The sequence below is a fragment of the Acinetobacter sp. YH12045 genome (genome assembly GCF_013419925.1).
GTDB lineage: Bacteria > Pseudomonadota > Gammaproteobacteria > Pseudomonadales > Moraxellaceae > Acinetobacter > Acinetobacter amyesii.
Genome location: NZ_VOZE01000006.1, coordinates 253,079 through 265,006 on the forward strand (window position 1 = coordinate 253,079; position 11,928 = coordinate 265,006).

Annotated in this window: 11 protein-coding genes; 2 read left to right on the plus strand and 9 right to left on the minus strand. The window is 42.3% G+C overall.

Going from position 1 to position 11,928, the window contains the following annotated elements; genetic code table 11:
• Window positions 1-16: 16 nt before the first annotated feature.
• Window positions 17-2,803 (plus strand): DUF2339 domain-containing protein, encoded by a 2,787-nt coding sequence (locus FTU02_RS10755; RefSeq protein WP_180157080.1) that lies wholly within the window; start codon window positions 17-19, stop codon window positions 2,801-2,803.
• 127 nt (window positions 2,804-2,930) lie between these two features.
• Here the strand turns inward: FTU02_RS10755 and FTU02_RS10760 are convergent, their stop codons facing one another.
• A complete protein-coding gene (locus FTU02_RS10760; protein ID WP_180024385.1) occupies window positions 2,931-3,854 on the minus strand; it encodes a mechanosensitive ion channel family protein in 924 nt (307 codons plus the stop codon).
• 9 nt (window positions 3,855-3,863) lie between these two features.
• A complete protein-coding gene (locus tag FTU02_RS10765; RefSeq protein ID WP_111884712.1) occupies window positions 3,864-4,685 on the minus strand; it encodes a hypothetical protein in 822 nt (273 codons plus the stop codon).
• 100 nt (window positions 4,686-4,785) lie between these two features.
• On the opposite strand from FTU02_RS10765, the gene gspE reads away from it, so the two are divergent.
• Entirely contained in the window at window positions 4,786-6,273 is a 1,488-nt protein-coding gene (gspE, locus tag FTU02_RS10770) for a type II secretion system ATPase GspE (protein WP_180157054.1), read from the plus strand.
• A 56-nt stretch (window positions 6,274-6,329) separates the two neighbouring features.
• Here the strand turns inward: gspE and FTU02_RS10775 are convergent, their stop codons facing one another.
• The 7 genes from FTU02_RS10775 to FTU02_RS10805 form a co-directional block, all read right to left on the minus strand.
• On the minus strand, window positions 6,330-6,680 hold the full coding sequence (locus FTU02_RS10775; RefSeq protein ID WP_180157056.1) for a hypothetical protein: 351 nt from the start codon (window positions 6,678-6,680) through the stop codon (window positions 6,330-6,332).
• 173 nt (window positions 6,681-6,853) lie between these two features.
• Complete coding sequence (locus FTU02_RS10780) at window positions 6,854-7,246, minus strand: DUF4951 domain-containing protein (RefSeq protein WP_180157082.1); 393 nt, start codon at window positions 7,244-7,246, stop codon at window positions 6,854-6,856.
• A 201-nt stretch (window positions 7,247-7,447) separates the two neighbouring features.
• Window positions 7,448-7,873, minus strand: coding sequence for an organic hydroperoxide resistance protein (locus tag FTU02_RS10785; RefSeq protein ID WP_111884709.1), 426 nt, complete (start codon window positions 7,871-7,873; stop codon window positions 7,448-7,450).
• A 95-nt stretch (window positions 7,874-7,968) separates the two neighbouring features.
• On the minus strand, window positions 7,969-8,793 hold the full coding sequence (locus FTU02_RS10790; RefSeq protein ID WP_180157058.1) for a carbon-nitrogen hydrolase family protein: 825 nt from the start codon (window positions 8,791-8,793) through the stop codon (window positions 7,969-7,971).
• Window positions 8,794-8,825: 32 nt separating this feature from the next.
• Window positions 8,826-9,344: an anti-anti-sigma factor GigB gene (gene gigB / locus FTU02_RS10795; protein ID WP_078189558.1), complete on the minus strand. Its 519-nt coding sequence runs from the start codon at window positions 9,342-9,344 to the stop codon at window positions 8,826-8,828.
• A gap of 112 nt (window positions 9,345-9,456) precedes the next feature.
• Window positions 9,457-10,425, minus strand: a complete 969-nt coding sequence (gene gigA / locus FTU02_RS10800) for an RsbU family protein phosphatase GigA (protein ID WP_078192616.1) — start codon at window positions 10,423-10,425, stop codon at window positions 9,457-9,459.
• Between the two features lie 98 nt (window positions 10,426-10,523).
• Window positions 10,524-11,480 (minus strand): VacJ family lipoprotein, encoded by a 957-nt coding sequence (locus FTU02_RS10805; protein WP_180157061.1) that lies wholly within the window; start codon window positions 11,478-11,480, stop codon window positions 10,524-10,526.
• Between the last annotated feature and the right edge of the window lie 448 nt (window positions 11,481-11,928).

Here is an 11,928-nt window from a genome sequence, read left to right on the forward strand (position 1 = left end):
AAATGACGAAGCAGGTATGCTGAAACAGAATAATGAAATCAAGATGATTTGGTTGATGTCGCTGATTATGGTGGGGAGCGGGGCATGGTACTTAGATGTCCGAATCCTGAGTTATATCAGTGGCATCGGTTTTATGCTCAGTGTGATGAATTATGTCGATGATTTACAGCACGGCGCTGATGCACTGAGCTCATCAAAACAACCATTTCAAGTGACATCAAAGGTTCCGTTATATATTGCATCGTTATTAACGGTCGTTGGACTGTTAACAGAATTGGGATACTTGGTTGCGATCGGGATTGGCCTGTGGGTCTATTTTTTTCTGCGTTGGCTGAAACGATTAGAACGTCAGCTGCATCTATTGCAAGGACGTGCGCTTCAGTCGCAATCGATACATGCAGCTACTTCAATATCAGCGTCGACAATAGACCGTCCTGCAAATTTTGATTCTAACGATACACCATCTGTACATCCCGCGACGGCAGTTGGTACAGCTAGACATCAGGCATCATTCAATTCAACGCCTTCTAATACACCATCCAAGTCTGCGCCAAATCTATCTAGTCAAATTCAGCAATGGCTTTTCCAAGGTAATCCCGTGTTAAAAGTGGCGGTACTGGTCTTGGTGATTGGCGTGGTGCTATTACTCAGATTTGCCACAGAGCATTGGCAACTAAGCTTGGCCATGAAACTGCTGATCGTGAGTTTGATCAGTGCTGGTGTTGTCGGACTGGGTTTTTGGCTACAAACCAAAAATCGCAGTTTTGCCTTGGCTCTAGAAGGTCTAGGTCTTGCAGCGCTGTTGTTGACTTTATTTTTTGCCTATTATAATGCCGTCATTCCGGGCTTTGGCATAGCTTGTCTATTATATGCTGCACTTATGGCATTGACGATTTGGCTCAGTCTGAAACAACAGTCGGTAGAACTGGCAATTATGGCAATGCTGATCGCCTATCTTGCGCCATTTACCTTGCCTGTTCGTGATGCAACTGCAACGGAATTTATTGCCTATTATCTTGTAATTAATCTGGCTGTTGCAGTCATGAGTACTTTAAGACCGTGGAAATATCTGAATCAAATCGCATTTTTGATGACGGTAATCATGGGTGGTGGATATGCTTTTTACCACGGATACACCACCGAACGTCAGATGATGAGCGTGCTAGTTTTAGCCCACGCTGCGAGTTTTATCTGGCTAGGTTTTCGTTTTAGCCAGTTATTGGCGAAACAGGATCTTGCGCATTTTCAGCTTAAACCTGCCTTGGATATTGCACTGATTTTTGCTGCACCAGTGCTTGCTTATCTGGCATTGTATTTGATGTATTTTGAGGAAACGGTATGGCAGGCGGGGTATAGCTTGCTATTCGCGGCGCTTTTTGCCGCGCTGTATAGCATCAGTAAACGTAGTGCTGTGATCCCACTGATTGCACAAAGTTATTTGAGTTTGACCTTAATATTCTTGGCATTGATTCCACCGATAGTATTGAAAGAGCAGTGGAGTGTGGTTGGTTGGGCAGTTGAAGGTGCGTTGATATTTATATATGCCCTATACAAGCAGTCCAATATCAGCCGTTATTTAGGCATGGCGCTCTTGGTAATGGCGGGTTGTTCAAGTCTGTACTATTTGGTTCAACTGCCACATTTCCCTGCACAGATGTATTGGGGCGTGTGTTTGAGCTATTTGGCGGCCATTATCGTGACGCACGCTGTTCCTGCATTTCATAAACAGCTTTCAAGTTCGAGTATTGCCTTTCAATGTGTGCAAATGCTCTCAGCAACTACTATGTTCATCATGTTGCTCTTAGATTGGCTGCAGAGTAGTCATCAATTGGCCTTGAGTTTATTGATTGTCAGTGTGGCCTATCTGTTGGTGAATGAAGGCTTGTTAAAACGAAAAGCTTCGTGGAGTTGGTCCATCATTAAATGGACGGGTCTAGTGCCTGTTTATGTGATGGGGCTGTACCAAGTTATTTCAGTGAGTGAGAACGGTCAGTTACTTTGGCATTCAGCGATGGAGCAGATTTATTTTGCATTCGCTGGGCTGAGCTTGACGCTGCTTTGGCTACGACCATTACTCGGTGTGCGTGAAGAAAAAGAATGGGTCAGTCTCGGAATTTTGAGTAGCTTGGCGTGGACCAGTCTGACGCTGATACCCAGTATGCCGTATATCAGTGTGGTAATTTTGCCGCTGATATTTTGTGCATGGTGTTATTGGCAAGCGCAGCAACCGGTCTGGAAAATGTTTTGGCAAGCGCGTAGCAGTTTGTTTTTGGCTTTGAGTTGGATCATTAGTTCGCAATTATTTAGTCAGCAGGCCTTTGTGGGATATGTCTTGCCGATACTGAATCCTTTTGATGCAGTGAGTTTGCTGTTGTTAGCGGCTTTTTTATGGATGTTGAATCAACAGTTAAAAGCCGGTTTAGATCGTAGCTTGGCTGCCGTGTTGAGTGTTCTAGGGCTACTTTGGTTAAGTAGTTATGTTGTGCTTCGTGCCTTACATATGTATCTGGATACACCTTATAACAGTTTAGACATTTGGAGCGATGCGACCGTTCAACTAAGTTTTACCGTGCTGTGGGTGTTATTGGCTTTGGTGAGTATGCGCTTTGCTACTCAGCGCCAATTACGTTCAGTTTGGCTACTCGGTGGCAGTATTTTGGTCTTGGTCACTTTGAAATTGGTCTTGCTGGATTTATCTCATGTCGGCACTCTCATGCGAGTGATTTCCTTCATGGCCGCAGGTTTTGCCATGCTTTTAATTGCTTATATTGCGCCCATGCCGAATGACAAGATTGAACCATGATGAAGTTCTTAAAGGTACGAGATCACGAACCCGCATAGGTCGATTCGATGGCTATAAAAAGTGGATGATAAAAAAGCCCTGCACATTTGAAGATATGCAGGGCTTTTCATATCAAGTCTATAAACTATTATTTGAGTTGAGGCTCTCGTTGAATCTCTTGTGCATTGGCATATTGATCGACGTCGGCATCGCTTGCTTGCGTAGAAAGCGGGTGGTCAACAAAACCCATTTTCGGTACAGGAATTTCAATTTTATTTTCGACAAAGGCATTACGAATCCGTTCCTGCATTTCATCACGGACTTTCAGGAAGTTCTCTCTTTGACACCAAATAGCAAAAAGCAGCTCAATGGAAGATTCTCGAAAGGCAGTGACGGTCACGGCAGGTTTAGGATCGGCCAAGACCAATGGATATTTACTGACGGCATCTAATAAAACTTCACGGACTTTGATGATGTCTTCATGAAAGTTAATCGCAAGGGTAATTGGAATGCGCCGTATTGGAAACTTAGACAGGTTATGTACAGGTGCCCGAATCAGTTGTTCATTCGGCAAACGGACATAGACATTGTCCTGCGTAAGTAATTTGACCGACAGTAAATCAATCGAGATCACTTCACCTTCAATAGTATGTCCACGAATCAGTGTCAATTGAATGGTATCACCAACTTCAAAAGACCCTTCACCGATCAAGAACATCCCGCTGATCAGGTTGGATGCGGACGTTTGCGAGGCAAAACCCAGTGCGACCGTTAAAATACCTGCCGCACCCAAGAAGACGCTGAGTTTAAAGCCGGCTTCTTTTAAACTTGCCATCACAAAGATTAAAAAGATGAAATAGAAAATCCCGCGACGCCAAACCAACTGCTGATGAGCATTGAAACGCATACCCACAGTACGAATAAAGGTATTCGAGATAAAACGGGCAATCAGAAAGCCGATGACTGCCAATAAAACAGCCACCAATAATTCTGTCAGCCGATCGGTATTGAGATTGGCGACCATTCCTTTTAGGCTGCTGGTGATTTCTGTCGAAATATTTAAATCTGCCATGGCTCGCCCTTAGAAAAATGAATCAAACATATTGAACAGCACATTGGCTGACTCGCGTGGCGGATGTAGATAAACAACGTCACCCGCTTGTGGTGGTGTACGGTTTTCAATTTTGACCCGCGGCGGTTTGTCATGACCTTCATGGACGACCCGAATTTGTGAAGTCCATAAACGTCCCGTACTTTCACTATAAAATAATGGCAAAGCCGGTACAGGGACATTCATTCGGTCAAAACGAATCTGTTGGTTACTCACGTTATGAAACTCAATAGGGGTTACTGCACGAAAAGCACGAGGTTTGAGTTGTTTGAGTTCTGTACGACCATCGACTGCTGTGGCATAGCAAATTTCCCCCATTCGATGATTTGGTCCAAACCAAGTATCTTTAGGTAAAATCACAGGTATATCAAACAAGGGTTCTCTAAGACCTTCGACAAAGCCGGCAATCCACAGCGGCGTACTGATATATAGCGTTCCGCGCTGTCCGGCTGGAATATAAATCGGATCGACCGGTTTAATCACCACAGACCGATCTGCCAAACGTGGCATGATTTGAATTTTGTCATGCGTCTGGCGGAACATATAACGTTCCATTTTAATGGGTTGTGGAAAACCAAATTCAGGGTCTTGAATCGGATGCCATTGCTGCTCATAGTCAAACTGAAAGGTCGGGCGATGATATTCCATACGCCACTCTTGCATGCCGCGCGTCACCCGGAACAATAAAGACCCAAACTGCCAACTGCGCGGGTGATTCAGTTCAAATTGATATTCCCCCCACCATTTACGTTTTGGGGATTCCTTTTCAGTCAAATCATTTTCTAATGGCAATGCGTATATCCCTTGTCCTGATAAATCCTAAAAACAGACTTCACGCTGTCAGATGCTTAGAGTACACTCAAAACAACTTTTTTCATCATTATAATGCGTGATGCAAGTACTTAAACAATTACAAATACCATATAGTTTTGCCAAACGTCATGGCGTATTGCTTCGATATGAGGGTGATCAAGCTTTTATTGTACGTCGTGACAGCACGCCACTGCTGGCTTTACAAGAAGCACGTCGCTATTTAGGGCATCCTGCACAATATCAATTATGTAGTGAGCAAGAGTTTAATCAATTACTCAGTGCAAGCTTTGCCGGAGACACCGGTGAGTCTCAACAAGTGGTAGCGGGTCTGGAAGATCATCCTGATTTACTTAGCCTTGCGGACTCTGTACCAGAAGCTGAAGATTTGATGGATCAGGAGGATGATGCGCCGATTGTACGGTTAATCAATGCCTTATTGTCTGAAGCGATCCGTGTCGGTGCTTCAGATATTCATATCGAATCTTTTGAAAAAAAGCTGTCTGTCCGCTTACGTGTCGATGGTCAGTTACGTGAAATTGTGCAGCCACGTCGTGAACTTGCGCCATTGTTGGTGTCACGGATCAAAGTCATGGCCAAACTCGATATTGCAGAAAAGCGAATTCCACAAGATGGTCGTATTTCACTACGTTTGGCGGGCCGAGAAGTTGATGTTCGTGTATCAACCTTACCATCTACCTATGGTGAACGTGTGGTGATGCGTTTACTCGATAAACAAGCTGGGCGTTTAAACATGACCCATTTGGGCTTGATGCAGCATGACTATGATCGATTGAAACAACTGGTACATCGTCCGCATGGCATTATTTTGGTTACGGGACCAACGGGTTCGGGTAAAACCACAACCTTATATGCGGCATTGTCTGATCTAAATGATGGTTCAAAAAATATATTGACTGCGGAAGATCCAATTGAGTATCAACTTGAAGGGATCGGGCAGACGCAGGTCAATACCAAAGTGGATATGACCTTTGCTCGTGCATTAAAAGCCATGCTTCGACAAGACCCAGATGTGGTGATGGTCGGGGAGATTCGTGATTTAGAAACTGCTGAAATTGCAGTACAAGCGTCATTAACAGGCCATTTGGTACTTTCAACGCTGCATACCAATACAGCAATCGGTGCAGTGACCCGTCTTAAAGACATGGGGATTGAACCCTTTCTACTGTCAAGCTCATTGATAGGTGTGGTGGCGCAGCGTTTGGTTCGAACCTTGTGCCGTCATTGTGCGACTTGGCATGATGCCGATGATTTTGAAAAAGACTTATTTAAGCATCTCGATGCCTCGACCGAATTAAAATTGCCACAACCTAAAGGCTGCGAACAATGCTCGCATACTGGATTTACAGGGCGTACCGCAATTTATGAAATCGTCCCGATTGATGAGCAAACACGTCGTCTCATCCATGGTAATGCTGCTGAGTTTGAGTTAGAAAATCATGTCCGTGCAAATGCGGGTTCAATTCGTGATGATGGTTTGCGTAAAGTTTTGGCAGGTAAAACCACCATTGAAGAAGTGCTCAGAGTGACGAATGAAGCGGCTGAATAGTCGGTGTGAAATATAAATAAAGCCCCGAAGTCTGTGCAAGGACTCGGGGCTTTGCTTTAGTTAATCTTTTCAAAATGAATTACAGCATCATATGCTTTGTCTGTCAGAGTGAGGTGGTTTGCATCACTGAGTTTCATTTCAATGCTATTACTCTCTTTATATTTCAGCACATCATGATTCACTTCGGCCATACCGGATGAAGCACTAGAAGTGCGCTCAGTATTATTTTTATCGAGCCAAAATTCGTCTTTAATTTGGTAGTCATCGCCTTGTTTGCTAATGGAAAGTTTGCGTAGGCTCTCCGTGTCAGGTGTTTGTTTCCATTCCCCTGAAAAATCAGGCGCAGGTGTTTGGCTACATGCGGCTAAGGCCAAGCTTAGAAAAAGCATTGAAAAGTATGTTTTCATTGTAAAGTCCTGAAAATGATTTTAATTTTTTTATGGATGTATAGTTAATTATAGTTTGAATATTAAACATTTTTTTAATTTTATTCATTAATCTTTCTATCGAATGTCTCATGATTTTTATTTCTAATTTGAACTAAAAACAGCCCAAAAATATGGGCTGTACGGTCTTTCACTTACCACAAACTGACAACTTTCTTCATCAATTCAGCACGAATGGGCGCGGTTGGGTTACCTGCATTGCGCTGCGTTTCATTTTCATAAAACTTTTGCCAAGTTTGAACCATCTCTAAAGTGACATCTTGAGTTTTAAGCTTTTCAACGTCGGCTTTACTGATATTGGCTAAGCGCGCTGCTGCACCTTCTGGGCCTGTACCCCAACCAATGATGCCTTGGCCATAAGCAGGTAAAGACATGTTGTTCGGTGTTGGCGGTAGCGCAAGACGTTGAATATCTGGATTGACCAAGGATTTAATGTGAGGACGGACTTTTTCAGACAGGGTTAATTCGGCAAAACTCAGTGTAGATGCGCTGGGTAGCAACGTACTGATAAGGAGAGGTTTAAGCATCATAGATCAACAAATGAATGTAAATAAGAATCGTTATATATTTTAGCAAGGTTTTGGCAGCTGAATATGAATATTTAAATGTATTGGAAATGGATAAGATTTTATTTTGAGCTCAGCTGTAGATGTGTAGAAGTAAAAAAGCTCAAAGCACTATTTTATAAGAATTAAAACAGTGCTTTGTATAGATAGGTACAAATGGATTTAAGTCAAAACATTTAAAGTAACATTAATATTGTTTCGGGTCGCATTTGAATAGGGGCACACAATATGTGCAGCATCGACCAATTTCTGTGCCTCGCTTGCATCCATACCCTCAAGATGAATATTAAGCGTCACTTCGATACCAAATCCTGTTGGAATAGGGCCGATACCAACATCACCCTCGACGTAGGCAGCAGGGGTAATCGAAATTTTATCTCGGTTAGACACAAATTTCATTGCACCTAAAAAACAGGCTGAATAACCAGCGGCGAAGAGTTGTTCGGGATTTGTACCATTACCTGTACCCCCCATAATTTTCGGCACCGCCAATTGAACATCTAAATGCCCATCGGACGTCGTTGCACGACCATCACGACCACCAGTGGCTTTTGCATGGGCTGTATAAACTGCTTTTTCTAAAGTCATTTTTCTAATCCCTCAGATGATGGTTCAAAATCATATCGTGGGGGATTTTGTTTAAATAATATTCAGTTTTTTTGTAATTTTATACAGAGTGAAAATCAATATTGAACCAAAACACGGTGCTGCATCAGTGGCATTGATGCGCGAATCTGTTGCTGCTCGTCTAAGTCGAAAGGAACTGTGAGTAGTTGAGCGCCTTCTTCTGCGGTGATTGCTAAAATTTGACCGCGGCAGTTGCTTGCTCCAGCATGCCCCCAAGTTTGACGCTTTTCACCATGCCAACCTTGTTGTGCGGCACCCAGTACAGCACATTGGCTATCCATGGCACGAGCTTGCAGTAACAACTGCCAGTGCATTTCACCCGTGGTATAAGTAAAAGCTGCAGGCGCCGTTAAAATGTTTGCACCTTGGCTACGAAGTTTCAAAGCCAGTTCAGGAAAGCGCAAGTCGTAGCACACCATCAGGCCAATATTGCCAAAAGGTGTTGTTGCAACTACGGTTTCAGTACCAGGTTCAAAAAATTTTGATTCTTGATAGCCACCGACAGCGTCACCAACTTGCACATCAAATAAATGAATTTTGTCATAACGTGCTTCGGTACGTTCAGGGCTGATACACAGGCTGACAGTACGGACACGGCCATCTTGAATGATTGAACCATCTGGACGATAAGGGCATGGGAGTGTGCCCGCAACAATCCAAAGTTGATAACGATGTGCGAGTTGTTCTAGTCGCTGCTGAATACTTTCAAATTGCGCCGCGGTTTCGCGCTGTTTACCTGCGGCAAAGCAGACAAAATTTTCAGGAAATACAATGAGACTCGCACCTTGAGCCTGACTTTGTTGCATCAATGATTCGATCACTTTGAAGTTATCTTCGATGTCATTTTGAGAATTCATTTGTGCAACGGAAAGTAAAGTCATGCGAAGAGGGTCTCTGTTGTGATTAACCTAAATTAGACATTTTGCTGCTTGGGTTGCTCTAGATTGTCCTGCTCTTTTTGCAGTTGTTTGACCAAAGGCTCAAACATATTTTGGTTGCTATCATTTAGTTTCATCAGCGTTTTGTGTGCATCTAAAACCGTATTCAGCATATTGCTATGGGTAATGTGTTCTTCCATAAGTGCGCGAGTGCATACACTTGGATCACCACAATAATTCAAAATAACAAACACCTGACCTAAACCCATGCTATTGGCAAGCGTTGTGATATCAGAGTTTGTAGACAACATTACCGCTTGGATATGGTGAACTTGTTTGAGCTTCAAACCCAGTTTCGCCAAAATGCCAAGGACGGTACTATCGATAAATGTCGTTTGGGTTAAATCAACGATTGCACCGACGACATTTTGTTGCTGTTCAATTTTGTTTAATAACTTGTCTAGACTAATACAAGATTGGGCACGCACTTCGCCAATAAGCTTAAAAATATGCGTTCCGTTCAAGCTTGCATATTCAACATGACCTGTTGACATATAAATGCCATTTGCAGAGAAGGATAGTAAATTATCCCATAGGGGCACAGCTTACTCAAGTAGCCGAGTATGATCAGAAAGTCGTATTCGGTTTAAGTGATTGATTTCGTGATTAATTGATTCGACGTAAACTTAGGATGGCAATATCATCAGCAACATGGTCTGGTGCTTGAAATGATTGATTTTGCAAGTGATAAACCAATTGACCTAGCTGTTCATTCAATCCACCGTCAAAAGGTTCAAGTGCGCCATCCGAGCAAATTACAAAGCGAGAATAACGATTTAAGGTAAATTCAAACTCTTCAACTTCTAGATCTTCAGTTAAGCCGAGTGGGAAGCTGCTGGTATTTAAAATTCGTGCGGGAAGACCGGGTTCAAATAAAATGGCCGGCGGATAATGGCCTGCACTAGACCATTTCAAGACATGCGTATCGAGATTGAGTATCCCCGCAATCATGGTAATGTGCTTTTCAATATTTTCTTGAACCAACATGCCATTGAGCTTTTTGATGAGTTCTCTCGGGGTTTTTGAACGACCGTGGAAAGCAGCCATCCAAGAGGTCAGTAAACTACTCGTCACCCCATGACCAGATACATCTGCAAGATAAAACATTATTTCTTTATCGCTGATTTTCCAGTAATCGTACCAATCACCGGATAAATAGGCTGAAGGCTGGAAGAATGTTTCAATTTTATAGTTGTGGAGTTCAATTGGGTTGGGCAGTAAACGTTTTTGCAAATCTGCAGCAGAAGGGAGATCACGGCTGTCTTGATTGCGTTTGTATTGCGCATCAATTTTAGTGAGTGCCACCTGAAGGTTGGTTGGAATATGGTCCCACACCCATCCTGCTAAAGCACCTTGTTGCCACGCTTGAGCCAATGCAGCGCCCTCATGCTCAAAAGCGAGCACAATGGTAGGAAGTGTCCATTGGTGATTTAAAAAGTCGGCAACATCAGCAATTGCAATGATCGTTGGATCATACAAGTCTAGATCTTCAATGTTAATCATTTGTACGCTAGGAAGCGCATCAAGTACCTGATCTAAATATGGAATATCACGAGTAGGTTGAATGAAATACATAAAGAATTAGATGAATCCTTCGATAGACAATAAGTATACTATAGCAAGCTAATGATGGCTGGAGGGAAAAACCACACCAGCCAATTGAAAAATTTTATTTATTCAGTTAATACCGTGTCGGTATCATCTGAAATGCTATCATCAATGAAATCGGTAGAATCATCAGATGAAACGTCTGTTGAATTATCTTCAGATTCATCAATATCGTCATCTTCTTCATCAATAAATAAGTTTTCTTCAGCAATACCTTTTTTCTCAGCAATAGAATAGTTCAGGCGTTGCAAATAAATATCACGAATTTGAGCGTATTTATCGCCTTGCAATACACCTTCGATATCCAGTAATTGAGCGCGAGTATCGATTCCACGTAAAGTTTGCTCAGACCAATACGCCACATCATGACCATCAAGCATATATTTCTGTGGACGTCCTTGACTATCTACAGCAAGCCCCACAGTTTGACGCAATGTGCTCGGACCAAGCACCGGTAAAACAATATAAGGACCAGAAGGAATACCGTAATATCCTAAAGTTGCACCAAAATTTTCATCTTCGGTTTCTAGACCTAGACGGCTTGCAGGGTCAGCAAAGCCTAAAGTTGTCAGTGTATTAACAGTAAAACGCCCCAGACTTTTTGCGGCACGTGTCGGTCGTCCTTGGATGAGTTGGTTAAATGCATTCCACGGTTCGCCCAAATTTTTACGGAATAAACGATAAGATTCACGAATATCCTTAGGAGTTTTTGCTACATATTGCACAGCAGCAGGGCGGGCAATATGGACATCTAAATAATCATTAAATGCGTAAACTTTCCGGTTGATCGGCTGAAAAGGGTCTTTATCTTCTTCTGATTGTGCTGCATTGGCATTTACAGATAATTTTTTTGCAACTTCAGATGACTTGACCATCGCAGCATGTGCAAGTTGTTGTGTTTTTGATTTATTGGCAGCTTCTGAGTCTTGAGCAACAGGTGCTGAAGCCTCGTCATTTGCAAATACAGGTGTTGTTACGACAAGTGACAATAATCCTGCATATAAAAAAGAAGTTTGGCGCATATATAGTCCTGACGCTTTTAGCGCGGCAAAATGTTTGCCGTATAATAAGTAAAAACGTTCAAATAATCCTGATTTATTACTATTAAACCAAATTTGATCAAAATATGAATGAAAAAATGTAATTTGAGTGAAAATCGTGCGCTCGAAATAATTATTTTAAAAAAAGTGTTGCAACGAATGTGAAATGCTGTAGAATGCACATCCATCGGCGGTGATGAAGATTAAAACTTCTGATAAAACAATGACTTGGTTGAATTGATTGAGTTGGGTTTTATTTGATAAGTTTAAAAATAATTTGAATTACCAGTTGACTCTTTAGAGATAAAGAGTAATATAGCCGACCTAGCTTGCTGGTGACGAACCAACAAGAAGATCATTAAGAGATTATGAAGAACAACTTGTGTGGATTTTTACTGATTGATTGATCGAAATTATTTTCATTGATTGA

Bases quoted from the DNA above. Each gene is read 5' to 3' on its own strand.
- gigA (WP_078192616.1), bottom strand. From the start codon at position 10,425: ATGTATTTCATTCAACCTACTCGTGATATTCCATATTTAGATCAGGTA.
- FTU02_RS10780 (WP_180157082.1), bottom strand. From the start codon at position 7,246: ATGCTTAAACCTCTCCTTATCAGTACGTTGCTACCCAGCGCATCTACA.
- gspE (WP_180157054.1), top strand. From the start codon at position 4,786: ATGCAAGTACTTAAACAATTACAAATACCATATAGTTTTGCCAAACGT.
- FTU02_RS10805 (WP_180157061.1), bottom strand. From the start codon at position 11,480: ATGCGCCAAACTTCTTTTTTATATGCAGGATTATTGTCACTTGTCGTA.
- FTU02_RS10760 (WP_180024385.1), bottom strand. From the start codon at position 3,854: ATGGCAGATTTAAATATTTCGACAGAAATCACCAGCAGCCTAAAAGGA.
- FTU02_RS10755 (WP_180157080.1), top strand. From the start codon at position 17: ATGCTGAAACAGAATAATGAAATCAAGATGATTTGGTTGATGTCGCTG.
- gigB (WP_078189558.1), bottom strand. From the start codon at position 9,344: ATGTCAACAGGTCATGTTGAATATGCAAGCTTGAACGGAACGCATATT.
- FTU02_RS10775 (WP_180157056.1), bottom strand. From the start codon at position 6,680: ATGAAAACATACTTTTCAATGCTTTTTCTAAGCTTGGCCTTAGCCGCA.
- FTU02_RS10790 (WP_180157058.1), bottom strand. From the start codon at position 8,793: ATGACTTTACTTTCCGTTGCACAAATGAATTCTCAAAATGACATCGAA.
- FTU02_RS10785 (WP_111884709.1), bottom strand. From the start codon at position 7,873: ATGACTTTAGAAAAAGCAGTTTATACAGCCCATGCAAAAGCCACTGGT.